Raw genomic sequence first — 24,734 nt, 5'->3', positions numbered from 1 at the left:
CCTTGGCACGCCGAACGGGCCCTCGGTCTTCCGGTCCTTCCACCCAGGCGTCCCGGCAGCCGGCAGATCGCGGGCCGCCGTCGGCGCGGTCTGTGGGTTGTGGCGGACCTTGCCGGGCAGTCCCGCGCGCCATGGCGTCGGACCCGGACCGCCGTCGCCTGCCTGACCACAGTCTCCGGGTGCCAGATCGGTCCGAAGCACGCTTCTTGGCATTGCTGGAGCGGACCGCACGCTCCTGACCGCCGGCACCTACGACGCCTCCGTGATCACCAAGGACAACACCGGCAAGGTGCACGTCAACAAGGACGAGACGTCTACCCGGCACGGGGCGTGGCGGGGAAGGTGTCGGGCTGCTGGAGCGGTCGGCCGAGGGAACAGATTCTCGCCATCAGCGTGGCGTGCGCCAGACCCTGCCCTGGCCGTTGTGCTCGCGCTGACCGTCTGCGCGGTGCTGTTGGCCAATCCCGCTACGCGAGTGTGATCTCGCCGATCAGGGTGCGAATCCGCTTCTCGATCTCGTCGCGGATGGGACGGACGTCATCGACGCCTTGACCTGCGGGGTCGGTCAACTGCCAGTCGAGGTAACGCTTTCCGGGGAAGACGGGGCAGGTGTCGCCGCAGCCCATGGTGATCACGACGTCGGACGCCTGCACGGCCTCGGTGGTGAGGACCTTCGGCACCTCGGCCGAGACGTCGATTCCTACCTCGGCCATCGCGACGACGACCGCGGGGTTGACCGTGTCGGCGGGGGTGGACCCTGCGGAACGCACCTGTACGTGGTCGCCCGCAAGGTGTGTGAGGAACGCGGCGGCCATCTGGGAGCGGCCGGCGTTGTGGACGCAGACGAACAGCACGGAGGGCAGGGCAGTGTCAGACATGGGCGGGGGCTTCCTTGGTCACGGGTGCGGGGGTGGGGAAGAAGCGGCGGGCGTACAGCGCGACGTAGACAAGGCCGATCAGCACCGGCACCTCGATGAGCGGGCCGACCACTCCGGCGAGGGCCTGCCCGGACGTGGCGCCGAACGTGGCGATGGCAACCGCGATGGCCAGCTCGAAGTTGTTGCCCGCGGCGGTGAACGCGAGGGTCGTCGCGCGCGGGTAGTCGAGTCCGACGGCGCGGCCGACCGCCATGGAGCCGGCCCACATGACGGCGAAGTAGACGAGCAGCGGCAGCGCGATGCGGACGACGTCGAGCGGTTGCGAGGTGATCGCGTCGCCCTGGAGGGCGAAGAGTACGACGATGGTGAACAGGAGTCCGTACAGGGCGAAGGGGCCGATGCGCGGGATCAGCTTCGTCTCGTACCAGGTGCGTCCCTTGGCCTTCTCGCCGATCCGGCGGGTGAGGTAACCGGCGGCGAGCGGGATTCCGAGGAAGATCAGCACGCTTCGGGCGATCTCCCACACGGATACGTCGAGGCCGGCCTGCTCAAGGCCGAGCCAGCCGGGCAGCACGGACAGGTAGAACCAGCCGAGCGCCGAGAACGTGATCACCTGGAACACGGAGTTCAGAGCGACCAGGACGGCTGCCGCCTCGCGGTCACCGCACGCCAGGTCGTTCCAGATGATCACCATGGCGATGCAGCGCGCCAACCCCACGATGATCAGGCCCGTGCGGTACTCCGGCAGGTCGGGCAGGAACAGCCACGCCAGCGCGAACATGAGTGCCGGTCCGGCGATCCAGTTCAGCAGCAGCGAGGGCAGCAGGCGGCGGTCGCGGGTGACCGTGTCGAGGCGGTCGTAGCGCACCTTGGCGAGGACCGGGTACATCATCACGAGAAGGCCGAGCGCGATCGGCAGCGATACCCCGGTCACGGTGACCTTGGCGAGCGCGTCCCCGAGTCCGGGCACCACGCGACCGAGGCCGAGACCGACCGCCATCGCGGCGAGAATCCACACGGCGAGGTAGCGGTCGAGGAACGACAGGCGGCCGGCGACCGCCTGCTCGGGCGCAGCACTCACGCGGTCACCTCGGCGGGTGCGCGCAGGGGCTCACCGGCGGGACGGGTGAGGATGCCTGCGAGCCGGTCGGTCATCTCGGGCAGCAGCCAGTAGTAGACCCATGTCCCGCGCCGCTCGCAGTCGATGAGTCCGGCCTGCCGAAGCAGCTTGAGGTGATGCGAGATTGTCGGCTGCGACAGATCGAAGGCGGGGGTCAGGTCGCAGACGCAGACCTCGCCCCCCGCGCGCGAGGCGATCATCGACAGCAGGCGTAGTCGCACCGGGTCACCCAGTGCCTTGAACACCTTCGCGAGTTCCACGGCCTGTCCCTCGTCGAGGGGGGCCGTCAGCAGGCCGGGGCAGCAGGCGCCGGCCTCGCCGGTCTGGCCGAGCACCACAAGCTCTTGTTTCGACATGCTTCTATGTTGACGGTCTTCTATCCAAGATGCAACCTTGGATCGACAGGCATCAATGCAACCGATCGGAGTCACCGCCATGTCCCGTGCACAGCTCGCCCTGCGCGTCAGCGACCTTGAAGCGTCGGTCACCTTCTACTCGAAGCTGTTCGGCACCGAACCGGCCAAGCGACGCGAGGGCTACGCCAACTTCGCCCTCACCGAGCCGCCGCTCAAGCTCGTGCTGATCGAGGGCGAGCCCGGAGAGGAAACCCGCCTCGACCACCTCGGCGTGGAGGTCGGGTCGACGGACCAGGTGATGGCCGCGACCGGCCGCCTCAAGGACGCAGGCCTTGCGACGTTCGAGGAGAACGACACCACCTGCTGCTACGCCCTCCAGGACAAGGTGTGGGTGCACGGCCCCGGCAAGGAGCCGTGGGAGGTCTACGTCGTCAGGGCCGACGCCGACACCCTCGGCAAGAGCGCCGACCCCAACGCGACCGGTGACGGCTGCTGCACGAGCCAGCCCACCGAGGCAGCTCCGGGGGCAGCCGGACGCGCCTGTGACCAGTAGTTCGAAGGGCCCCACCATGTCGTCAGGACACCGGTCAGCCCGTCGGTGAATCCATCGCCGGCCACACCGGCATGGTCGAGGCTGTGGCGTTCTCTCCCGACGGACGGTTCCTGGCCACCGTGGGCAAGGGGCAAGGACGCGCGGCTGTGGAAGCTCTGAAGAACGTGGACCTCGGGACCCATGCCGTGGGATGTGCCCGTATCTTTCTCACAACGTCGGCGAGCGCGGCGAACAGGGGGCCGGTTGTCGGCCGGACACACAAGGGGATTCTGATGTCGAACGTCACGCTGAGAGCCGTCACCGCCGTCACCGCCGTCACCGCTGTCACCGCTGTGAAGCGTCGCGGAGACAAGGGGCAGGGCTCGGTCGAGTACGTGGGCGTCATCGTTCTCGTGGCCCTGATCATCGCCGCGCTCGTCGGCTCGCGCGTCGACGAGTCGATCGCCGACGGCCTTACGAACACCGTGGGCGAGATCCTTGGCGGGGGTGAGTGACCGGTCGTGTCGAGAAGTCCGGTGTGGTTCCGACGTCTCCCGTGGAAGGGCTCGTACGGGCTCACGGAGCGTTGGAAGGACCACAGTCATGCGGACGCGGACACTGACCGTCGATGTTTTCATCTCGGCCGACGGGTGGGCCGGCGGGGAGGACTCACCGGGGTACTTCGGGTTCTACGGCCCCGAACTGGAGGCGTGGATCAACGCCGAGTCGGCCCTGCCGCAGCTGGTCGTCTTCGGGCGGCGGACCTACGAGGCGTTGGCGGGGCTGCCCGAGGAGGCGCGGGACGAGGCGTGGCGGCGGATGAGCGAGCTGAACGCTGTCGTGTTCTCAACGACGTTGGAGACGGTCTCGTGGCCGAACACCCGCGTCTGCCGTGACGACCTCGTCGCCGAGATCGGCCGGCTCAAGCGCGAGAGCGACGTACCGCTCCGCACCATGGGAAGCCTCTCCGTCGCCCGACAGCTCCTCGGCGCGGGCCTCGTCGACCGGCTGCGGCTGATGACGTTCCCGCTGCTCATGGGGTCGTCGGGCCGCGAGCCGTTCTTCGCGGGTGTGGCGGCGGGGGAGCTGGAGCTGGTCGATCAGCGAGTGCTGGACGGGCGGGTGCTGTTGATCGAGTACCGGCCGACGGGGCGTGACATTCCGCGGGCCTGAGCGGTCCGGGCGGGCGTTCGTCAGTCGGTAGAGTGCGCGGCCAGGCGCCGCGATCCGCCGCCAGGCGCCGCCAATGCGCCGTCACGGTGGCGAAAGCGCTCGAACCCAAGGAGACGCCGCGGTGTGGGACGACCTCGTTGCCCGGTACGCGTGGGCCGATACGGACGCGCTGGAGGCGTGCACCTTCTCCGTGGTCGCCGGGAAGTCCGAGGACGACGTGATCCGGGCGTTCGGCGGTGATCCCGGCGAGTCGAGACTCATGACGTTCGCCGAAGCCGCCGACGAACAGGCCGATCACCTCTACGAGGACTACGAGCTGCTGCGGGTGGTCACCAGCAAGGAACATGTCGTCGCCATCGAGTGGGGGTATCACGGCAGCCTTCCCGAGATCGCCCGGCGGGCGTCGGCCGACGGCGGGGAGTTCTTCAGCGTCCACTGGGACGTCAACGCGCGCCATCAGGTGATGCGCGCGCGGGACGGCCGGGTGGACGGTGCGTTCGACCCCGCCGAGTTGGAGGACGCGGACTGGGCGGACCCCGGACCGGAGGTTCCCGCGTGGGCGGAGGGGGTCACCTTTCGTCTGGGCACCCTCTGCGCGGAATCCTTCGCGCTCATGGAACGCACGACGGGGGTCGCGGTCGATCCCGCCTGGATCGACACCCCACTGCGTACGGTGCTCCTCGCCGCGCCCGGCGACCTCTTCGACGGCCCGGAGAGTACGTGGCTCCAGTGACCGGTCGGTCGGGTCAGCGCTGGCCCATGGAGACCGCGATGACCAGGAAGGTCAGGCCTGCCAGGATCACCGGCGCCACGACCGTCAGGGCGAGCAGCGTCACCATCGTCGCCCAGCTGAAGCGGGTCAGCTTCTCCGCGCGCGCCAGCGCGGCTCGGTACTCCGTGTCGTCGTCCCAGTCGCGCTCCGGCATGGCGGCCCCGTGCTGGTGAGCTTAACGGCTCTGTTCACCTCACATGGCAGCGTTCGGGGTGGCGGCCGGGGTGCGGGGGATCGCCGTGTGCGGGGTGATGTCCGAGATGTGCGTGTCGGCCACCGAAGCGGACATGGTGAAGGGTGGGGGGCTTCGGCGGCATCCGGCGGTTCTAGCAGAGCGGGGAAGGTATGGGGTGGCGGTGCGGCGGGCTGCGGTGGAGCGCCGACGGTGGTGAGCTCGTGTGGCGGGACGGCGCGCGGGAGCGGCGCAGCGCGCTCGTGTACGGGCGGGAGGTGGGGTTCCGGGCCGTTGGGGAGCGGCGGTGCGTCGGGGTGCGGGGGCAGGTGTGTCCGCTCGGCGCACGCGTGGGCGGGCGGAGTACCGGTGGGCAGTGCCCGGACTGTGCGCGGCTCGACCGGTCGCGGTCGGTGGCCGCCGACACCGTCGCCGACGATCCACAGCCGTACACCGTCTATCTGGCGTGGTTCGGGCCCGGCATGGTCAAGGTCGGGATCACCGCCGAGGCGCGCGGGTCGGCGCGGCTGCTCGAACAGGGGGCCGTGGTCTTCACCCGGCTCGGGCGCGGGCCGCTGATGGCGGCCCGGCGGACCGAGGAGTTGCTGCGTACGGCGCTGGGTGTGCCGGACCGCGTTCCGTACGCCGCGAAGCGCGCCGTACGCGCCGCGCTGCCGGCGGAGGAGTCCGAACGGGCCGAGGAGGTACGGGAGTTGTACGGGCGGGCCGTCGACCTCCCCGGATGGCCGGAGTCGTTGGAACGGGCGGATCTCGAACCGGTCGATCACCTGGACGTGTTCGGGCTGGCCGGGATCCCGCCCGTCACCGGCGTGATCGGCGAACTGGCCGACGGGGGGCGTGTCGCGGGGCGGCTCCTGGCCGCCGCCGGGCCCGATCTGCACCTGGACTGCGGTGACAGCGGCGTGCTCGTGCTCGACACCCGGCTCCTGCGGGGGTGGGAACTCACCGCCTCTGCGGGGAACACGACCGACGGGGAGACCGTGACCGTGCCCGTACGCGACGTGGCAGGCGTGGGCGGCACCGGCCACGTCGTACAGGACGGACTGTTCTGACCTGCTGGACAGGACGCCCTCCGGGCCGGAGGGTGGAGAGATGGATGATCAAGCAGCCGCGGAGATCGAGGCCGTGAGGGAGTTCCGGGAACGGCTCTCGCTGCCCGGACTCGTCGACATACACACCCACTTCATGCCCGACCGCGTCCTGCGGAAGGTCTGGGCGTACTTCGACAGCGCCGGACCTCTCACCGGCATCGAGTGGCCCATCGCCTACCGGCACGAGGAGGACCAACGCGTCGCGCTTCTGCGGGCGTTCGGCGTCCGCGCGTACACCTCGATGCTCTACCCCCACAAGCCCAGCATGGCCGACTGGCTCAACGGCTGGGCCGCCGGGTTCGCCGCGCGGACGCCCGACTGCCTCCAGACCGCGACGCTCTTCCCGGAGGAGGGCGTGGAGAGTTATGTACGCGAGGCCGTCGAGTCCGGCGCGCGGATCTTCAAGTCGCATCTCCAGGTGGGGGGTTACGACCCCAACGACGAACGCCTCGACCGGGTCTGGGGGTTGCTCGCCGACGCCGCCGTGCCGGTCGTCATGCACTGCGGATCGGGTCCGCAGCCCGGCAAGTTCACCGGGCCCGAGCCCGTCGGGCGGCTGCTCGCGCGCCATCCGCGGCTGCGGCTGGTCGTCGCGCACATGGGGATGCCGGAGTACGAGGACTTCCTGGACCTGGCCGACCGGTACGACGGGGTCCTGCTCGACACGACGATGGCGTTCACCGACTTCAGCGAGGCCTTCGCGCCCTTCCCGGCGGGGCCGGAGGCCAAGGCCCGGCTCGCGGACCTGGGGGACCGGATCCTGCTCGGTTCGGACTTCCCCAACATCCCTTATCCGTACCTCCACCAGCTGGAAGCCCTCGAACGGCTCGGCCTCGGCGACGCCTGGACGCGTGCGGTCTGTTACGGGAACGGGGTCCGCCTCTTCGGGCTGGACGACAAAGGCGTGGCCTGACGGGAGCGATTTCCTTAATCTCAAGGGCTGTTCACCACAGGGGAAGGGATGTGAGGCCGTGACGCGGACGACGTGCTCGACCTAGCCGCCCGCCCGGAAGCTCCGGGAGCACGGGCGGCGGGTTCCGAGAGGAACGAGATGTCCCGCACGGACAAGACCAAACCGCCGTGGGTCCGCCACGCGGAGCACAACCCCCTGCCTGTTCACGATCACCGTCACGGCCCCTGCGACCTGCCGGCCGGCCCCGCGCGGGACGAAACGGACACCCGGTGCCGGTGGGTACCGACCCTCGCCGCGCTGATCGGCCGGCCGTGCTGCGCCGGATGCAAGGTGCGCTCCCACGTCAAGGAGCGGCAGGAGTGGGCGAAGGCGGGCAACCGCAAGGAGCGCTACGCGGGCCGGCGCGAGGCTCGCCGTTCTCAGGGAATTCACAGGAAGCGGCAAGACCCTTCTCACCCGGACTCCGCAGGGTGGGCAGTATGACCGTCACCTCGCCCAGGGGGCGCACCGAGATGATCAAGCCGGACGGCAGCGCCGTCCGGGTCCTTGTCGTGGACGACGAAGCCTCGCTCGCCGAGCTGATGTCGATGACCCTGCGTTACGAGGGGTGGGATGTCCGCAGCGCCGGTGACGGCGCGGGTGCCGTGCGGTCGGCGCGGGAGTTCCGGCCCGACGCGGTGGTGCTGGACGTGATGCTGCCCGACATGGACGGCATCGCCGCCCTCGGGCGGCTGCGCGAGGAGCTGCCGCAGGTGCCCGTCCTCTTCCTGACCGCCAAGGACGCCGTGGAGGACCGGATAGCCGGGCTCACGGCGGGGGGTGACGACTACGTCACCAAGCCCTTCAGCCTGGAGGAGGTCGTGGCCCGGCTGCGCGGGCTCATACGACGTTCCGGCACCGCCTCCGTACGCAGCGAATCGGTGCTGTCCGTCGGCGACTTGACGCTCGACGAGGACAGCCATGACGTCAGCCGGGCGGGGCAGTCCATCCACCTCACGGCGACGGAGTTCGAGCTGCTGCGCTTCCTGATGCGCAACCCGCGGCGGGTGCTGAGCAAGGCGCAGATCCTCGACCGCGTGTGGTCGTACGACTTCGGCGGCCAGGCGAACGTCGTGGAGCTGTACATCTCCTACCTCCGACGGAAGATCGACGCGGGCCGGGCGCCGATGATCCACACCCGGCGCGGGGCGGGGTATCTGATCAAGCCGGGGGAGTAGCCGTGGCGGTGACTCGACTGGCGCGTGCGCGGACACGCGCACGTAAGGCTTCGACGTCGAAGCGCTGGTCGCTGCGCACCCGCCTCGTCGTGTCCGCCGTCTCGCTCATCGCCGTCGTGGCCGCCGTGATCGGCGCGGTGACGACCATCGCCTTCCGCTCCTACCAGTACGACCAGCTGGACGCCCAGGTCCATGTCATCGCCGAACGGGCCGCCGGGCCGCACAAGCGGGACGGCGCGGCGCCCGACGACCTCCCGCTGCCCCGGCTGCCGGAGCCGCTGAGGACCATCACCGGTGGCGGCGCCCCGATCGGTACGGTCGGCGTCGAGCTGACCGGCCCCGGCCCGAGCGACGTCGGCCGGGGCATGATCAGCGCCCAGACGCGCGGCGACGACCGGGGCCAGGAGGTCACCGCGCAGAAGCTCACCGACTCCGAGACGGCGGCCCTGGCCACGGTCCCGCGCGACGGGGACGCGCACACCGTGACCCTCGCGGACCGGGGTGACTACCGTGTCGAGTATGTGAAAGGCGTCAACGGCTCCTTCCTCGTCGGCGTCCCGCTCAGCGACGTCCAGGACACCCTCGCCACCCTGATCGTGGTCGAGGTCTGCGTCACCGTCGCCGCTCTCGTGGCCGCCGGGCTCGCGGGCGGGGTCCTGGTCGGGGTGGCTCTGCGACCGCTGCGGCGCGTCGCCACGACCGCCACCCGCGTCTCCGAACTCCCCCTGCACAGCGGCGAGGTGGCGCCCCTGACCCGGCTGCCGGACACCGAGGCCGATCCGCGCACCGAGGTCGGCCAGGTCGGCGCCGCGCTCAACAGGATGCTGGGGCACGTCGGTTCGGCGCTCGCCGCGCGGCAGGAGAGCGAGACGCGGGTACGGCGGTTCGTCGCCGACGCGAGCCACGAACTGCGGACACCGCTCGCCTCCATCCGCGGTTACGCCGAACTCACCCGGCGCGGCCGGGAGGAGCCCGGCCCCGAGACCCGGCACGCGCTCGGCCGGATCGAGGCAGAGGCGGAGCGGATGACCGGGCTGGTCGACGATCTGCTGCTGCTGGCCAGGCTCGACGCCGGACGGCCGCTCGCGCAGGAGACGGTCGACCTCTCCCCGCTCGTCGTGGACGCGCTCAGCGACGCGCGGGCGGCCGGGCAGGCCGCCGGGCAGGCGGCCGGGCAGGACCACCACTGGCGGCTGGAGCTGCCGCACGAGCCCGCGCAGGTGTCCGGCGACAGCGCCCGGCTCCAGCAGGTGCTGGTGAACCTGCTGGCCAACGCCCGGACGCACACCCCGCCGGGGACGACCGTCACGGCGCGCGTACGCGTGACCGACGGACCGGAGCCGTACGTCCTGGTCGACGTGGCCGACGACGGGCCGGGCATCCCGCCGGACCTCCTGCCGCGCGTCTTCGAACGGTTCGCGCGCGGCGACGCGTCCCGTTCACGCTCCGGCGTCACGGCGGCCGACTCCACCGGGCTCGGCCTCGCCATCGTGCACGCCGTCGTCACCGCGCACGGCGGGGACGTCGGCGTGCGGAGTGAGCCGGGGCGGCGCACCGTGTTCACGGTCCGGCTCCCGGCCGGCCCCGCTCCCGCCGTGAACTCACAGCCGCACCACAGGCTCACCACACTGTCGTGACAGCCTGATTTCCGAGTGTCGGTCGCATGCGATCCGACACCGAAACCCCGTGGGGAAGCCTCCCGGCCCGGGAACATCTCCCGGTCGAAGCCCTCGGCGCGAGACCTCCCTCAAGCGTCCCCGTGCTCGACGTGACGATCCCCGTCCACAACGAGGAGCGGGACCTGGAGTCGTGCGTACGCCGGCTCCACGACCACCTCGCCCGCACCTTCCCGTACCGCTTCCGCATCACCGTCGCCGACAACGCCAGCACCGACGGTACGCCCGCCGTGGCGGCCCGGCTCGCCGCGTCGATCCCCGAGGTCACCGCGTACCGGCTGGAGGAGAAGGGGCGGGGGCGGGCGCTGCGCAGCGTCTGGTCGCACTCCGACTCGCCCGTCCTCGCCTACATGGACGTGGACCTGTCCACCGACCTCAACGCGCTGCTGCCGCTCGTCGCGCCGCTGATCTCGGGCCATTCGGACCTGGCGATCGGCTCGCGCCTCGCGCGTTCGTCACGCGTCGTACGCGGCCCCAAACGGGAGTTCATCTCGCGCGCGTACAACCTGATCCTCAAGTCCTCGCTCTCCGCGCGCTTCAGCGACGCGCAGTGCGGCTTCAAGGCGATACGGCGCGAGGTCGCCGAGCGGCTGCTGCCGATGGTCGAGGACACTGGGTGGTTCTTCGACACCGAGATGCTGGTGCTCGCCGAACGGGCCGGGCTGCGGATCCACGAGGTGCCGGTCGACTGGGTCGACGACCCGGACAGCCGTGTGCACATCGTGAGTACGGCGGTCGACGACCTCAAGGGCGTCTGGCGGGTGGGCCGCGCGCTCGCGGTCGGCGCGCTGCCGCTCGACCGGCTGGCCCGGCCGTTCGGCGACGATCCGCGCGACCGCGCGATCAGCGGCGTCCCCGGCGGACTCGCGCGGCAACTGGTCGGCTTCTGCGTCGTCGGCGCGCTGTCCACGCTCTTCTATCTGCTGCTCTATTCCCTTTTTCGTACGGCCTCCGGGCCTCAAGCGGCCAACGCTGCCGCGCTGTTGGTCTCGGCGGTCGCGAACACCGCGGCCAATCGCCGGCTGACGTTCGGCGTTCGGGGCCGGGAGAGCGCCGTGCGGCACCAGGCCCAGGGCCTCGTCGTCTTCGGTATCGGTCTCGCGCTGACCAGCGGCTCGCTGGCCGCGCTCGACGCCGCGTCCGGGAACCCGGCCCATGCCACGGAGCTGGCCGTACTGATCTCCGCCAACCTCGCGGCGACGGTGCTGCGGTTCCTGCTCTTCCGCGCGTGGGTCTTCCCCGAACGGCGAGTCCAGGAAGCCCGGGAAGTCCAGCGACCCCAGGAACGGAACGCACGATGACCACCCATGTCTCCCCCGCCTCCCCGCTTCTCGTACGGCTGCGCCGCGGCAGGCCCGAGGACGCGCCCTGGGTGCGCCCCGCGTTCCTCGGCCTCCTGGTCGTGGCGCTGGTCCTCAACCTGTGGAGCCTCGGCGACTCCGGTTACGCCAACTCCTTCTACTCCGCCGCCGCCCAGGCCGGCGGCGAGAGCTGGAAGGCCCTGTTCTTCGGCTCGTCCGACGCGGGGAACTCCATCACCGTCGACAAACCCCCGGTCGCGCTGTGGCCGATGGCCCTGTCCGTACGGCTGTTCGGCCTCGGCTCGTGGCAGATCCTGGTGCCCGAGGCGCTGATGGGCGTGGGCACGGTCGCGGTGCTGTACGCCGCCGTACGCCGCCGCTTCAGCGCGCCGGCCGGGCTGATCGCGGCGGCGGTGCTCGCCCTCACCCCCGTCGCGGTGCTGATGTTCCGCTTCAACAACCCGGACGCGCTGCTCGCGCTGCTGATGACCGTCGCGGTCTACTGCGTGCTGCGCGCGCTGGAAGGCGCACGGACGCGCTGGCTGGTGTGGGCGGGGGTCGCGTTGGGATTCGCGTTCCTGACGAAGACGCTCCAGGCGTTCCTGATCCTGCCACCGCTGGCCCTGGTATACGCGGTGTGCGCGCCCACGACCGTGCGGCGCAGGATCGGCCAACTGGGCGCCGCCGGGCTCGCGTTGGTGGTCGCCGCGGGCTGGTGGGTCGCGATCGTCGAGCTGTGGCCGGCCGCGTCCCGCCCGTACGTCGGCGGCTCGCAGAACAACTCCTTCCTCGAACTCACCTTTGGCTACAACGGACTTGGCCGTATCAACGGCGACGAGCCCGGCAGCGTCGGCGGAGGCGGGGGAGGCGGCCCGCGCAGCGGGGATGCCGGGCTCGGCCGGATGTTCGGCGACAGCATCGGCGGCCAGATCTCCTGGCTGCTGCCCGCCGCGCTGTTCCTGCTGGTCGTCGGGCTGGTGCTGACCTGGCGGGCCAGGCGCACGGACACCGCGTGCGCCGCGTTCCTCGTCTGGGGCGGTGCGCTGCTCATGACGGCGGGGGTCTTCAGCTTCATGGCGGGGATCTTCCACGAGTACTACACGGTGGCGCTCGCGCCGTACATCGCCGCCCTGGTCGGCATGGGTGTGACGCTGCTGTGGGAGGAGCGCGCGAAGTCGCTCGCCCCGGTCGCGCTGGGTGTGACGGTGGCCGGGACGGCGGTCTGGGCGTTCGTGCTGCTCGGCCGTACGCCGGACTACATGCCGTGGCTGCGCTGGGCTGTACTGGTCGGCGGGCTGATCGCGGCCGTCGCGCTGACGCTGGTGGGCCGGATCGGGCGGGACGGGCGGTTCCGTGTCCTGGGACCGCGGCTGGCGACGGGCGCTGTCGTGCTGGCGGTCGCCGCGTCGCTGGCGGCGCCGCTCGCGTACACGCTGTCGACGGTCAACACCCCGCACTCCGGGTCGATCGTCACGGCGGGTCCGGCGGCGGCGCGCGGGGGATTCGGCGGATTCGGTGGCGGGCCGGGTGGCCCCGGCGGCGGCCCCGGTGACGGCGGACCTCGTGAGGGCGACGGCGCCCCGCCCGAGTGGCCCGGCGCCGGGCAGGCTCCGCGGGGTGCCGGGGGACAAGGCCAACAGCCGCCGCCCGCTCTGGCGCGGCAGCCCGGCGGTGCCGGTGGTGGTGGCGGCATGGCCGGTCTGCTCGACGGCAGGGCCGTCAGCGCCGAACTCGCTGCCGCGCTGAAGAAGGACGCCGACGACTACACCTGGGTCGCCGCGACGATCGGTTCCCAGAACGCCGCGAGCAACCAACTCGCCACCGGGGAACCGGTGATGGCGATCGGCGGCTTCAACGGCAGCGACCCGTCCCCGACGCTGGAGCAGTTCAAGCAGTACGTCGCCGACGGCGAGATCCACTACTTCCTCGGCGGCGGTGGCGGGTTCGGTGGCAGGTTCGGCGGCGGCGGTGGGAACGGCACCGGGACGGCCGTCTCCACCTGGGTGGAGTCCACGTTCAAGCAGGTCACCGTGGACGGCGAGACCCTGTACGACCTGACCGCGGAAAAGTAGTCATACAGGCGTAAGGGAGCTTCTTGTGCGGTGTACGGGACCGGTCGGTCCCGTACACCGCACAGTCCTCCGGCCAGTTGACAGCCGCCCGCGATCGACAAGAGACCCCCTGGACGTCCGCGGCATAGCATCGGACCCGCACGGCCAACTCGACCGCCGCGGGCCGAGGAAACCGAGGAGGGTCATCCATGGAGTCGGCAGCCGACCAGCCCAACGAAAAGGCCAAGCAGCCCTTGCGGACCAGCGTCTGGCTGGAGGGCAAGCCGGCGGCCCGCGGCCGTAGGAGCGACCGGTCCGACCATCCCAACGGCCTCGACAGGGACCGGATCATCGCCGTCTCGGTACGGCTGCTCGACGCCGAGGGCCCGGCCAAGTTCTCCATGCGGCGGCTGGCCGCCGAGCTGGGCGTGACCGCCATGTCCCTCTACTGGTACGTGGACACCAAGGACGACCTCCTCGAACTCGCCCTGGACTCGGTCTTCACGGAGGTCGCTCCGGGCGAACGTGGGGACGACGACCCCGCCACCGACTGGCGCGACGACCTGCGCGCCCTCGCCGTCAGCTACCGGACCCTGCTGGTCCGGCACCCCTGGGTCTCGCCGCTCCTCGGCAAGTTCCTCAACATCGGCCCGCACTCGACGGAGTTCTCCGCCGCCGTGCGACAGGTCGTGCGCCGCACGGGCCTGCCCGCGCACGGTCAGATGGGCGCGCTGTCCACCGTCTTCCAGTTCGTGTACGGCCTCGGCACAATCGAGGGCCGCTTCGAGCAGGCCGAGGAGCTGATGGAGGCGGGCGGCGGCGAGACGGTCGAGACGGTCGAGGAGATGCGCGAACGGGACTTCACGTTCGCGCTCGAAGTCCTCATCGCCGGCATCGAGGCGATGCGGGCGCGCGGCTGAACGACGCCGCCAGACGCCGCCAGACGCCGGCCGGGCTACTCCGGCGGAGCCAGCCGCGCCGGAAAGCCGCCCGTCGCGATCGGGCTCCAGCGCTCCGGGGTGACGCGGATGATCGACTTCCCCTGCCGCACCATCGCCGCGCGGTACTCGTCCCAGTCCGGGTGCTCCCCCGAGATGTTGCGGAAGTACTCGACCAGCGGCTCCACCGACTCCGGGACGTCCAGCACCTCCGCCGTACCGTCGATCTGCACCCACGGCCCGTCCCAGGTGTCCGACAGGACGATCACGCTCGCGCGCGGGTCACGCTTCGCGTTCCGCGTCTTGGCGCGCTCCGGGTAGGTGGAGACGACGATCCGCCCCGAGTCGTCGACGCCGCAGGTCAGCGGGGATCCCTGGGGGCGGCCGTCCGCGCGGGTGGTCAGCAGGATCGCGTGATGCCTGGGCCGGACGAACTCCAGCAACTCGTCGAGTGCCACGGTGGTGTTGGTCGCGATGTCGGGTGCCATGCCTCGCAGCCTACGACCCGGCGGTGTCCCGCGGATCGACCTCCAGCACCGCCTGAATGTCGAGTTCCACCCGCAGCGTCGTACCGATCGCCAGGATCCCCGCCTGCACCACCTGGTTGAAGTTCATGGCGAAGTCGTCGCGCTTCAGCTCCGTCGTCGCGCGGAACGCGGCCCGTACGCCGCCCCACGGATCGGGCCCGGTCCCGAGGTACGACAGGTCCAGCGCCACCTTCCGTACGACTCCGTGCAGCGCCAGTTCGCCCCGTACCGACCAGCGGTCCGGACCCAACTGGCTGACCCCCGTGCTGTGGTACGTGATCTCCGGGAACCGCTCCACGTCCAGGAAGTCCGGCGACCGGAGGTGCTTGTCCCGCATGTCGTTGCCGGTGTTGATGCTCAGCGCGTCGATGACCGCGTCCACGCGGGAGTGCTCCGGCACCGCCGCGATCCCGATCCGCCCGGTGAACTCGGTGAAACGCCCCCGCACGCTGGAGAACCCGAGGTGCTGGGCGACCGCGGCCACCGACGAGTGCGCGGGGTCGATGTTCCACACACCGGGCGGCGGCAGCTCGACGGCGCCCTGCCGGGTCAGGACGACCGTCCCGGCGTCGGCGACACCGCTGGAGGTGACGAACACGGTCGCGGCGGCGGGCGCGTAGCCGATGGCGGTCACGATCACGGTGTACGGCCCCGGTGCGAGCGTCGCGTCGGCGGACACCACCCCGTCGGCGTCCGCGTCGGCGCGCACCGCCTGCGCACCGGTCCTGTCGGTCAGGGTCACGGCGGCGTGCTGGACGGCCCAGCCGTCCGGTGTCCGTACCTGTGCGCGTAGTCCCATCCCGTTTTCTCTCTCCTCGTTCGCGATTCTCCTGCGGCCCGGCCGCACGGCACGGGCCAGGAGGTGGGCCCCGGCGCGGTGGCGGCGCACCGTCCCCAGGCCGCCACCACCGTCACCGGGGCCTCTTTCCACCGCACCGGGCACGTCTCCGCTGGGGAACGCGCCCCGTCCGGGGGCTGCTGCTCACCCGCCCGACTAGTCCTCCGGGTGCGTGAGTTCGACGTCGTGGCCGTCGATCCCGTGCCCGGCCACCGTCAGGGCGCCGGCCACCGGCGGATAGCCGGTCGCGATGATCGTGTACTCCCCCGCGTCCAGGTCCGCGAAGCCGTACGCCCCGTCGTCCCCGGTCGTCGCCGTGGCGACCACGTTGCCGGCCGCGTCGATCAGCGTGACGCGCGCGTCCGGCAGCGGACGCCGGGCCGCACCCGCGCGGACCGTGCCCCGGACGAGCGCGCCGGGTTGCAGCACGGCCTCGACACGGGTCACGCCCTGGGCGCCGATCTCCACCGGCAGGGCCAGCGGCCGGAAGCCGGCGGCGTTGACGGCGACTGTCACTGTGCCGGGCAGCAGCTCCGTGAAGCCGAACTCGCCGCCCTCGACCGACTTGCCGGTCGCCAGCACATCGCCGCGTACGTCCGTCACGATGACCATCGCGCCCTCGACGGGCGTATCGCCCTCGGCGCTCCGTACGGAGCCGGTGAGGCCGCTCGTACCGGCGAGCAGGATGTCGTGTGCCAGCGGCCCCGCGCCGACCGCCACCGTGGCCGCCTGCGGCTGGAAGCCGTCGGCGGAGGCGATGAGGACGTACGAGCCGGACTCGGGCGCGTCCACCGTGTATTCGCCGTCGTCCCCGGCGACCGCGCGGCCCAACTGGCGCCCGGCCGGGGAGATGAGGGTGACGGCCGCCCGCGGCACGGAGCCGCCGTCGCCGCCGCGTACGACACCGTGGATGGCGATGCCGACGGTGTCCGGGGCGTGGGCCGTGAGGACGGCCGTGGTGGTCTCGACGGCGACAGGGCCCTCGACACCACCGACACCCAACGGCACGGCCGGTTCGCTCTCCAGGATCTCCTCCGCTTCCCCCGCCCCCGCCGCACGCGTCTTCAGCGCGACCTCCTTGATGAACAGCGTCAGGAGGAAGGCGAGCAGCGCGGCCGGCGCGGAGTACAGGAAGACGTCGGCGACCCCGTGCCCGTACGCCGCCTCCACGACGGTCCGCATCGGTCCGGGCAGCGCGTCCAGGTCGGGGATGCCCCCGCCGCCCGTTCCGGCGTGACCGGCCGCCGCGGCGTCCGGGCCGAGACCGGCCAGACCGTCCTTGACGTACGAGGTGACCCGGTGGCCCAGCACCGCGCCGAGCGCCGAGACGCCGATCGCGCCGCCGAGCGAGCGGAAGAAGGTGACGACGGAACTCGCGGCGCCGAGGTCCTGCGGTTCGACCTGGTTCTGCGTGCACAGGACCAGGTTCTGCATCATCATGCCGACGCCGAGGCCCATGATCGCCATGAAGGCCGCGATGTGCCAGTACTCGGTGTCGTAGCGGATGGTGCCCAGCAGTCCGAGACCGGCCGTCACCAGCACACCACCGCTGACCAGCCACGCCTTCCAGCGTCCTGTCTTGGTGATGACGAGGCCGGAGACCGTCGAGGAGAGGAAGAGTCCGCCGATCATCGGGATCGTCATGACACCGGACATCGTCGGCGACTGGTCGCGCGCGAGCTGGAAGTACTGGCTGAAGAAGACCGTGCCCGCGAACATCGCGATACCGACGAACAGCGAGGCCAGCGAGGCCAGCGTGATCGTACGGTTGCGGAAGAGCCGCAGCGGGATGATCGGCTCGCCGGCCCGCGACTCGGTGAAGAGGAACAGCGCGCCGAGTGCGACCGTGCCGGCGAGCATCGCGTACGTCTGCCAGGAGATCCACTCGTACTTGTCACCGGCGAAGGTGACCCAGAGCAGCAGCAGCGAGACGGCCGCGCTGATGAGGAACGCGCCGGTCCAGTCGATCTTGACCTTGCGCTTGACCACCGGGAGCCGGAGGGTCTTCTGGAGCACGATCAGCGCGACGACGGCGAAGGGGACGCCGACGTAGAAGCACCAGCGCCAGCCGAGCCACGACGTGTCGGTGATGACACCGCCGATGAGCGGGCCGCCGACGGTGGCGACGGCGAAGGTCGCGCCCAGGTAGCCGCTGTAGCGCCCGCGCTCACGCGGGGCGATCATCGCAGCCATGATGATCTGGGCGAGGGCGGTGAGACCGCCCACGCCTATGCCCTGGATGACGCGGAAGACGATCAGCATCCCCGCGCTCTGCGACAGTCCGGCCGCCGCCGAGGCGACCACGTAGAGGGTCAGGGCTATCTGGACGAGCAGCTTCTTGCTGAAGAGGTCCGCGAGCTTGCCCCACAGGGGTGTGGTCGCCGTCATCGCCAGGAGCGAGGCGGTCACCACCCAGGTGTACGCGCTCTGTCCGCCGCCGAGGTCGGAGATGATCTCGGGCAGGGCGTTGGTGACGACCGTCGAGGAGAGGATCGCCACGAACATGCCGAGCAGCAGCCCGGAGAGCGCCTCCATGATCTGACGGTGTGTCATCGGCGTACCGGGTGCGGCGCCGGCGGAGCCACCGCCGTGCTTGGCGTGGCCGCCCCGTACACCCGTTGGTGTGCTGGTCGTAGCCATTGATTTCCTTTGTTCTCAACTCTGTTGCCGGGGCATCAGCGGCCGGGCCGGCAGTCGCCGAAGTTGTCACGGAGGCGGGCCAGCATGGTGTTCAGCTGTCTTACCTCGTCGTCGGTCCAGTCGGACAGGGTCCGGGCGAATATCTCGGTCGTCCGGTCCGCCAATTCGTCGAGCAGGTCCCGGCCGGCCGGTGTGAGCCGCAGGATGCGGGACCGCCGGTCGGCGAGGTCGGGCGCGCGCTCGATCCAGCCGCGCTCCACCGCGTGGGCGACATGCCTGCTGGTCACGGACATGTCCACGGCCAGCAGCTCGGCGAGACGGCTCATCCGCATCTCGCCGTGCCGCTCCAGCAGGGTCAGTACGGCGGCGGAGCCGCCCGGACAGTCGGGCGGCAGGACGCGGGAGAGTCCCCGTTTCACGGCACCGATGGCACTGAGCTGGCGGGCCAGTTCGGCGTACTGACTCGTGGAGGCCATGACCCCTCCCATGTTGTTGCTTAGGGCAACCATAGAAGCGGTTGGTTGCTGAAGGCAAACTAAAATTGGACATCAGCGGTAAAGGAAGGCAAAAGGCTTCGCATGTGCGAGGTCAATGGTGAAAGGGGGGTGGGAGGGCGCCGAGAGGCCGGAGTTGAGGCGGAGTGTAGAGGGCGAACGCGCGCCGTACGGCGTTGGGGCGGCCCCGGGGGTTGGGCGGGGGCGCGGTGTTCGCTAGGGTCCTGGCCCATGGCACACAACCCGCATGCCCCGCAGGGCCCCGAGGGAAATCCCGACCCTGCGGGCAGCACCCAGATGTTCCGCGCCTTTGTCGACGACGGTGAGCCCCAGCGTCGCCAGGCGCCACAGCCGAGCGGATCGAAGACCGGACTGATCGTCGGCGTCGTGGCCGTGATCGTGGTCCTGGGCGCGGTCGCCTGGCTCGCGCTCGGCTGACGGTGGGCGGCGGACCACGCCGGTGGATCGCGCCGGTGGACCGCACGCGTCAGTCACGCCTCGACGGTGGCGCTCCGCCTCCCTGTGGGGCGTCACCGCGATCGCACAGCACTCCGCCGAGCGCCGTCCTCGCGGTGACGCCCGACCTCAGTCCGCGATCAGCCCTTCCCGCAACTGCGCGAGCGTACGGGTCAGCAGGCGTGAGACATGCATCTGCGAGATGCCGACCTCCTCACCGATCTGAGACTGCGTCATGTTCGCGAAGAAGCGCAGCATGATGATCTGCCGCTCGCGGGGCGGGAGTTTGGCCAGCAGCGGCTTCAGCGACTCGCGGTACTCCACGCCCTCCAGAGCCGTGTCCTCGTACCCCAGACGGTCCGCGAGCGAGCCCTCGCCGCCGTCGTCCTCGGGTGACGGGGAGTCCAGCGAGGAGGCCGTGTACGCGTTCCCGACCGCGAGGCCGTCGACCACGTCCTCCTCCGACACGCCCAGTACCAGGGCGAGTTCGGGAACGGTCGGCGAGCGGTCGAGCTTCTGCGCCAGCTCGTCGCTGGCCTTCGTGAGCGCCAGCCGCAGCTCCTGGAGCCGGCGGGGCACCCGCACGGACCACGACGTGTCGCGGAAGAAGCGCTTGATCTCGCCGACGACGGTCGGCATCGCGAACGTCGGGAATTCCACGCCCCGTTCGCAGTCGAACCGGTCGATCGCCTTGATGAGGCCGATCGTGCCGACCTGGACGATGTCCTCCATCGGCTCGTTTCGGCTGCGGAAGCGGGCCGCCGCGTAACGCACCAGGGGCAGGTTCAGTTCGATGAGGGTGTCACGTACGTAGGTGCGCTCCGGGCTGTCCTGCGCCAGCACGGCGAGCCGCAGGAACAGGGAGCGGGACAGAGTGCGGGTGTCGATGGCTTCCGGCGGGGACACACGCGTTTCGGCCACACGGTCGAGAGCATCCGGTGCGTCCGGTGCCTGGTCGCTCTTGTTGAGCGTGAGCACCTTCGAGCTGCCCTGTTCTACGGACATGCCACCCCCTTGAGGTCGCTGACGGTCGCGGTGGCCGCTCCCGTCGAAGGAACGCAGCCTCCACCTGAATACCGGAGGTGGGGCCGCGGCAAACGCGGTTCCAGCAGAATGTCACATGTCGTCAACACGCCGTAGCGCCAAGTCGACATATCTGCACCGTAATAAGGGGGTTTGCGAATTTGCTGCCGGTGGAGGCGTCGTGGGGTTACTACCCAGAAGAGCTACGCCTCGATCCTGTTTGCGGATCGCAAACGCGCGAAGCTTCGCGCCAGAAGCCGTGAGACATGCATCTGGGAGACGCCCAGTTCCTGACTGATCTGCGACTGCGTCAGGTTGTTGTAGTAGCGGAGCATCAGGATGCGCTGTTCCCGCTCGGGGAGTTGGACGAGCAGATGCCGGACCAGATCGCGGTGCTCGACGCCGGCCAGCGCCGGGTCCTCGTAGCCGAGCCGGTCCAGCAGCCCCGGCAGCCCGTCGCCCTCCTGGGCGGCCTCCAGGGACGTCGCGTGGTACGACCGGCCGGCCTCGATGCAGGCGAGGACCTCCTCCTCGGAGATCTTCAGCCGCGCGGCGATCTCCGCGGTGGTGGGCGAGCGGCCGTGAGCCGTCGTCAGATCCTCGGTGGCGCCGGTGACCTGGACCCACAGCTCGTGCAGCCGGCGCGGTACGTGGACAGTCCGTACGTTGTCGCGGAAGTACCGTTTGATCTCGCCGACGACGGTCGGCATCGCGAAGGTCGGGAACTGTACGCCGCGGTCCGGGTCGAACCGGTCGATCGCGTTGATGAGGCCGATCGTGCCGACCTGGACGACGTCCTCCATCGGCTCGTTACGGCTGCGGAAGCGGGCGGCGGCGTAGCGCACGAGCGGCAGATTCGCCTCGATGAGGGCGCTGCGTACGCGGGTGTGCTCGGGGCTGCCGCGCTCCAGATCCTTGATCTGGGAGAAGAGCAGCTGCGTCAGCGCCCTGGTGTCGGCGCCCCGCGACCCCGGCGTCGACGGCCGGGGCTCGCTCTCGGCCGGGGTCTCGACGAGGGGGGTCTCGGACCGCGTGTCGGACCGCGGCTCGATCTGGGGCGGCATTTGAGGCGTTGTACTGGCCGGCACGGTCACGCCACCCCTTTGCGGTCAACTACGGTCAACTCATCCGTCAAAAGCGGTCATAGCATCACAAGACATGCCCACTGTGTGCAAGCACCAGAAAACTCCGTGTTGACGGGGGACCAGCTGTCTTCAGCTGGAATCAGCTGCTCAAACTCGAAAAGCCCCACACCGTGAGGTGTGAGGCCAGGAGAGCCACGGGAGGGCTCCGGGAGAGCGGCAGGAGGGCCAAGGGCGGCTACGGCCGGTCGGAACCGGTCAGAACTCGTAGTCGGCGATCACCCAGGTGGCGAATTCTCGCCACTGGCCGACGCCCGCCTGGTGGTCGGGGTGCTCCAGATAGCGGGTGAGCGCCCCGGCGTCGGCGACGGCCGAGTTGATGGCGAAATCATGAGCGATCGGCCGGTCGCTGATGTTCCAGCCGCACTCCCAGAACTCCAGCTCCGGGATCTTGCCGCCCAGCTCCGCGAAGGCCCGCGCGCCGGCGATCACGCGGGGCTCGTCGCGCGAGACGCCCTCGTTGAGCTTGAACAGGACCAGGTGGCGGATCAAGGGGTCTCCTGACGGCGTGGACGGGAGGACCGGCCGGGGGTGACCGGGGGCCTTGGCTACCGTACGAGCTCGGTCATGAAGTCGCCGACACCCTCGGCCGCGCTGGCTATGCCTTCGAACCCTACCTGGACAAGATCGGCGGACCGTTCGGGTGACGTGATGATCGTGTACAGCACGAAGACCACGACCAGATAGAGCGCGATCTTCTTCGTTTGCACCATCGGCGCTGCCTCCCCTGTCGTCCCCGGTGCGATCGCGTGAGTCTAACCGTACGAATGCGTCGGTTCGGAGGACGATTTGGATCACCTGCGTGACCGCTTCCGGTCGCGCGGTATCGATGCCTGGTCGCCGCCGCCCGTTCACGGTGCCGTACGCGACTTTCGCCCGGCCCGCACCGTCAGGACATGAACGCACACTCCGCAAGACAGGCCGTGAACCAGGCAAAAGCCCCGCAAGGTCGGTCAGTTGTTGATCGAAAGGCATCCGGCGGTGGCCGGGTCGTGCACAACTCTTGACGTGTACGTAACACGAGAGAACCATCTGCCGTAACGAGAGAGCGCTCTCCCGGATTTCGCCGGATCTCTCCACCACCGAACTCCCCCTCGTCGTCCGAGACTTCAGGAGACCTGCCCATGCACGCTCCGCTGTCCGTACTCCCGGTGTTACGCAGACCCGCGTCGGTGCGCCGCCGCGGCATCGCCGCGTCCGTCGCCGCCACCCTCGTCGCCTCCCTGCTGATGCTCATCCCCACCACCACCGCGGCGAGCGCCGCACCGACCCTGCTCTCCCAGGGCAAACCGGTGACGGTCTCCAGCACGGAGAACGGCGGCACCCCCGCCGTCGCCGCCGTTGACGGCGACAACGGCACCCGCTGGTCGAGCGCCGCGGCCGACCCGCAGTGGATCCAGATCGACCTCGGCTCCACGGTCGCGGTCAGCCAGGTCGTACTGCGCTGGGAGGCCGCGTACGCCAAGGCGTACCGGATCGAGCTGTCCACGAACGGCACCAGCTGGACGAGCGCGTACTCCACCACCACGGGCCCCGGCGGCACCGAGACGCTGAACGTCTCCGGCGACGCCCGCCACGTACGGCTGACCGGCACCACCCGCGCCACCCCGTACGGCTACTCGCTCTGGGAGTTCCAGGTGTACGGCGAGAGCGGCGGCCCCGGCGGTCCGATCCAGGGCGGCGGCGACCTCGGTCCCAACGTCAAGGTCTTCGACCCCTCGACGCCCAACATCCAGGGCACGCTCGACCAGATCTTCCAGCAGCAGGAGTCGGCCCAGTTCGGCACCGGCCGCTACCAACTGCTCTTCAAGCCGGGCACGTACAACAACATCAACGCCCAACTCGGCTTCTACACCTCGATCTCCGGTCTCGGCCTCAAGCCCGACGACACGAACATCAACGGGGACGTGACGGTCGACGCCGGCTGGTTCAACGGCAACGCGACGCAGAACTTCTGGCGTTCGGCCGAGAACCTCGCGCTCAACCCGGTCAGCGGCAGCAACCGCTGGGCGGTCGCGCAGGCCGCCCCGTTCCGCCGTATGCACGTCAAGGGCGGGCTCAACCTCGCGCCGAACGGATACGGCTGGGCCAGCGGCGGCTACATCGCCGACAGCAAGGTCGACGGCACCATCACGCCCTACTCCCAGCAGCAGTGGTACACCCGCGACAGCGCCATCGGCGGCTGGGGCAACGGCGTCTGGAACATGGCTTTCTCCGGGGTCGAGGGCGCACCCGCGCAGTCCTTCCCGAACCCGCCGTACACCACGCTGAACAACACCCCGACCTCCCGCGAGAAGCCGTTCCTCTACCTGGACGGCAGCACGTACAAGGTCTTCGTGCCGGCCAAGCGCACCAACGCGCGCGGTGTCTCCTGGAACGGCACCCCGCAGGGCGAGTCGCTGCCGCTCGACCAGTTCTACGTGGTCAAGCCGGGCGCCTCGGCGGCCACGATCAACGCCGCGCTCGCCCAGGGCCTGCATCTGCTCTTCACTCCGGGCATCTACCACGTCGACCAGTCCATCAACGTCAACCGGGCGAACACCGTCGTCCTCGGCCTCGGCTACGCGACGATCATCCCGGACAACGGGGTGACGGCGATGAAGGTCGCCGACGTGGACGGCGTGAAGCTGGCCGGCTTCCTGATCGACGCCGGACCGGTGAACTCCCCGACGCTGCTGGAGGTCGGCCCGCCGAACGCGTCGGCCGGTCACGCCGCCAACCCGACGACCGTGCAGGACGTCTTCATCCGCATCGGCGGCGCCGGCCCCGGCAAGGCCACCACCAGCATGGTCGTCAACAGCGACGACACGATCATCGACCACACCTGGATCTGGCGGGCGGACCACGGGGACGGCGTGGGCTGGGAGACCAACCGCGCCGACTACGGCCTCCAGGTGAACGGCGACAACGTGCTGGCGACCGGGCTGTTCGTCGAACACTTCAACAAGTACGACGTGCGGTGGAGCGGCGAGAACGGCCGGACGATCTTCTTCCAGAACGAGAAGGCGTACGACGCGCCGAACCAGGCCGCCATCCAGAACGGCGGCATCCAGGGGTACGCCGCGTACAAGGTGGACGACTCGGTCGTCAACCACGAGGGATGGGCGATGGGCAGCTACTGCAACTACACGTCCGACCCGAACATCCGTCAGGAACACGGATTCCAGACGCCGGTGAAGCCAGGGGTGAAGTTCCACAACATCCTGGTCGTCTCGCTCGGCGGCAAGGGCCAGTACAACCACGTGATCAACAGCACCGGCGCACCGACGTCGGGCACGTCGACGATCCCGTCGAACATCGTGAACTTCCCCTAGATGAGTAAGTCCGATGTGCTGGTCAGTGGTCGTAGGCGGTCAGTGACCGGGTGATCGGTGTTCTGGTGCGGCGGTTGTGCCAGATGGCT

At 70.2% G+C, this 24,734-nt stretch carries 25 protein-coding genes; 13 read left to right on the top strand and 12 right to left on the bottom strand.

Going from position 1 to position 24,734, the window contains the following annotated elements; all coding sequences use genetic code 11:
• Positions 1-467: 467 nt before the first annotated feature.
• The 3 genes from ACIBLA_RS35610 to ACIBLA_RS35600 are packed head-to-tail and all read right to left on the bottom strand — an operon-like array spanning position 468 to position 2,354.
• Positions 468-878 carry an arsenate reductase ArsC gene (locus ACIBLA_RS35610; RefSeq protein WP_399200952.1) on the bottom strand — a complete coding sequence of 137 codons (411 nt, stop codon included), beginning with the start codon at positions 876-878 and terminating at the stop codon, positions 468-470.
• Entirely contained in the window at positions 871-1,959 is a 1,089-nt protein-coding gene (gene arsB, locus ACIBLA_RS35605; RefSeq protein ID WP_399200951.1) for an ACR3 family arsenite efflux transporter, read from the bottom strand. The genes ACIBLA_RS35610 and arsB overlap by 8 nt, the downstream gene beginning before the upstream one ends.
• Positions 1,956-2,354, bottom strand: a complete 399-nt coding sequence (locus ACIBLA_RS35600; RefSeq protein ID WP_399200950.1) for an ArsR/SmtB family transcription factor — start codon at positions 2,352-2,354, stop codon at positions 1,956-1,958. The genes arsB and ACIBLA_RS35600 overlap by 4 nt, the downstream gene beginning before the upstream one ends.
• A 79-nt stretch (positions 2,355-2,433) precedes the next feature.
• Here ACIBLA_RS35600 and ACIBLA_RS35595 point away from each other — a divergent pair, with 79 nt between their 5' ends.
• The 4 genes from ACIBLA_RS35595 to ACIBLA_RS35580 all read left to right on the top strand — a co-directional run bounded on the left by ACIBLA_RS35595 (position 2,434) and on the right by ACIBLA_RS35580 (position 4,792).
• Positions 2,434-2,907 (top strand): ArsI/CadI family heavy metal resistance metalloenzyme, encoded by a 474-nt coding sequence (locus ACIBLA_RS35595; RefSeq protein ID WP_399200949.1) that lies wholly within the window; start codon positions 2,434-2,436, stop codon positions 2,905-2,907.
• A gap of 272 nt (positions 2,908-3,179) precedes the next feature.
• Positions 3,180-3,401, top strand: coding sequence for a hypothetical protein (locus ACIBLA_RS35590; protein ID WP_399200948.1), 222 nt, complete (start codon positions 3,180-3,182; stop codon positions 3,399-3,401).
• 88 nt (positions 3,402-3,489) lie between these two features.
• Entirely contained in the window at positions 3,490-4,059 is a 570-nt protein-coding gene (locus ACIBLA_RS35585) for a dihydrofolate reductase family protein (protein ID WP_363239952.1), read from the top strand.
• A 121-nt stretch (positions 4,060-4,180) separates the two neighbouring features.
• Positions 4,181-4,792: a DUF6461 domain-containing protein gene (locus ACIBLA_RS35580; protein WP_363239951.1), complete on the top strand. Its 612-nt coding sequence runs from the start codon at positions 4,181-4,183 to the stop codon at positions 4,790-4,792.
• A 13-nt stretch (positions 4,793-4,805) separates the two neighbouring features.
• On the opposite strand, the gene ACIBLA_RS35575 is transcribed toward ACIBLA_RS35580, so the two are convergent.
• The gene (locus ACIBLA_RS35575; protein WP_399200947.1) at positions 4,806-4,985 is read right to left on the bottom strand and encodes a hypothetical protein; all 180 of its coding nucleotides are present in this window, start codon (positions 4,983-4,985) and stop codon (positions 4,806-4,808) included.
• A gap of 191 nt (positions 4,986-5,176) precedes the next feature.
• On the opposite strand from ACIBLA_RS35575, the gene ACIBLA_RS35570 reads away from it, so the two are divergent.
• The 7 genes from ACIBLA_RS35570 to ACIBLA_RS35540 all read left to right on the top strand — a co-directional run bounded on the left by ACIBLA_RS35570 (position 5,177) and on the right by ACIBLA_RS35540 (position 14,193).
• The gene (locus tag ACIBLA_RS35570) at positions 5,177-6,076 is read left to right on the top strand and encodes a DUF2797 domain-containing protein (RefSeq protein WP_399200946.1); all 900 of its coding nucleotides are present in this window, start codon (positions 5,177-5,179) and stop codon (positions 6,074-6,076) included.
• A gap of 40 nt (positions 6,077-6,116) precedes the next feature.
• Positions 6,117-7,028 carry an amidohydrolase family protein gene (locus tag ACIBLA_RS35565; protein ID WP_399200945.1) on the top strand — a complete coding sequence of 304 codons (912 nt, stop codon included), beginning with the start codon at positions 6,117-6,119 and terminating at the stop codon, positions 7,026-7,028.
• Between the two features lie 479 nt (positions 7,029-7,507).
• Complete coding sequence (locus ACIBLA_RS35560; protein WP_363239947.1) at positions 7,508-8,245, top strand: response regulator transcription factor; 738 nt, start codon at positions 7,508-7,510, stop codon at positions 8,243-8,245.
• 8 nt (positions 8,246-8,253) lie between these two features.
• Entirely contained in the window at positions 8,254-9,882 is a 1,629-nt protein-coding gene (locus ACIBLA_RS35555) for a sensor histidine kinase (protein WP_399200961.1), read from the top strand.
• Positions 9,883-9,908: 26 nt separating this feature from the next.
• Complete coding sequence (locus tag ACIBLA_RS35550) at positions 9,909-11,222, top strand: glycosyltransferase (protein WP_399200944.1); 1,314 nt, start codon at positions 9,909-9,911, stop codon at positions 11,220-11,222.
• Positions 11,219-13,294, top strand: coding sequence for an ArnT family glycosyltransferase (locus ACIBLA_RS35545; RefSeq protein WP_399200943.1), 2,076 nt, complete (start codon positions 11,219-11,221; stop codon positions 13,292-13,294). Before ACIBLA_RS35550 ends, ACIBLA_RS35545 begins: the two co-directional genes overlap by 4 nt.
• Before the next feature lie 188 nt (positions 13,295-13,482).
• Positions 13,483-14,193: a TetR/AcrR family transcriptional regulator gene (locus ACIBLA_RS35540; RefSeq protein WP_363239944.1), complete on the top strand. Its 711-nt coding sequence runs from the start codon at positions 13,483-13,485 to the stop codon at positions 14,191-14,193.
• Positions 14,194-14,228: 35 nt separating this feature from the next.
• Here the strand turns inward: ACIBLA_RS35540 and ACIBLA_RS35535 are convergent, their stop codons facing one another.
• The 4 genes from ACIBLA_RS35535 to ACIBLA_RS35520 all read right to left on the bottom strand — a co-directional run bounded on the left by ACIBLA_RS35535 (position 14,229) and on the right by ACIBLA_RS35520 (position 18,692).
• The gene (locus tag ACIBLA_RS35535) at positions 14,229-14,699 is read right to left on the bottom strand and encodes a PPOX class F420-dependent oxidoreductase (protein WP_363239943.1); all 471 of its coding nucleotides are present in this window, start codon (positions 14,697-14,699) and stop codon (positions 14,229-14,231) included.
• A gap of 10 nt (positions 14,700-14,709) precedes the next feature.
• Positions 14,710-15,537, bottom strand: a complete 828-nt coding sequence (locus ACIBLA_RS35530) for a YceI family protein (RefSeq protein WP_363239942.1) — start codon at positions 15,535-15,537, stop codon at positions 14,710-14,712.
• A 195-nt stretch (positions 15,538-15,732) separates the two neighbouring features.
• Entirely contained in the window at positions 15,733-18,216 is a 2,484-nt protein-coding gene (locus ACIBLA_RS35525) for an MFS transporter (protein ID WP_399200942.1), read from the bottom strand.
• Positions 18,217-18,251: 35 nt separating this feature from the next.
• Positions 18,252-18,692, bottom strand: a complete 441-nt coding sequence (locus tag ACIBLA_RS35520) for a MarR family transcriptional regulator (RefSeq protein ID WP_363239940.1) — start codon at positions 18,690-18,692, stop codon at positions 18,252-18,254.
• 249 nt (positions 18,693-18,941) lie between these two features.
• Between ACIBLA_RS35520 and ACIBLA_RS35515 the strand changes: the two genes are divergently transcribed.
• On the top strand, positions 18,942-19,148 hold the full coding sequence (locus ACIBLA_RS35515; protein ID WP_363239939.1) for a hypothetical protein: 207 nt from the start codon (positions 18,942-18,944) through the stop codon (positions 19,146-19,148).
• Between the two features lie 147 nt (positions 19,149-19,295).
• On the opposite strand, the gene ACIBLA_RS35510 is transcribed toward ACIBLA_RS35515, so the two are convergent.
• The 4 genes from ACIBLA_RS35510 to ACIBLA_RS35495 form a co-directional block, all read right to left on the bottom strand.
• Complete coding sequence (locus ACIBLA_RS35510; protein WP_363239938.1) at positions 19,296-20,171, bottom strand: RNA polymerase sigma factor SigF; 876 nt, start codon at positions 20,169-20,171, stop codon at positions 19,296-19,298.
• 221 nt (positions 20,172-20,392) lie between these two features.
• Positions 20,393-21,277, bottom strand: coding sequence for an RNA polymerase sigma factor SigF (locus ACIBLA_RS35505; protein ID WP_363239937.1), 885 nt, complete (start codon positions 21,275-21,277; stop codon positions 20,393-20,395).
• A 252-nt stretch (positions 21,278-21,529) separates the two neighbouring features.
• Entirely contained in the window at positions 21,530-21,823 is a 294-nt protein-coding gene (locus ACIBLA_RS35500; protein WP_363239936.1) for a Dabb family protein, read from the bottom strand.
• Positions 21,824-21,879: 56 nt separating this feature from the next.
• Positions 21,880-22,044 carry a hypothetical protein gene (locus tag ACIBLA_RS35495; RefSeq protein WP_363239935.1) on the bottom strand — a complete coding sequence of 55 codons (165 nt, stop codon included), beginning with the start codon at positions 22,042-22,044 and terminating at the stop codon, positions 21,880-21,882.
• Between the two features lie 516 nt (positions 22,045-22,560).
• On the opposite strand from ACIBLA_RS35495, the gene ACIBLA_RS35490 reads away from it, so the two are divergent.
• Positions 22,561-24,645, top strand: coding sequence for a discoidin domain-containing protein (locus ACIBLA_RS35490; RefSeq protein ID WP_363240095.1), 2,085 nt, complete (start codon positions 22,561-22,563; stop codon positions 24,643-24,645).
• Positions 24,646-24,734 lie beyond the last annotated feature (89 nt).

This window comes from Streptomyces sp. NPDC050433, from assembly GCF_044458565.1.
In the GTDB taxonomy this organism is placed as follows: domain Bacteria; phylum Actinomycetota; class Actinomycetes; order Streptomycetales; family Streptomycetaceae; genus Streptomyces.
The sequence above is the reverse complement of the archived record's forward strand: the minus strand, read 5'-3'. Positions and strand labels throughout refer to the sequence as shown.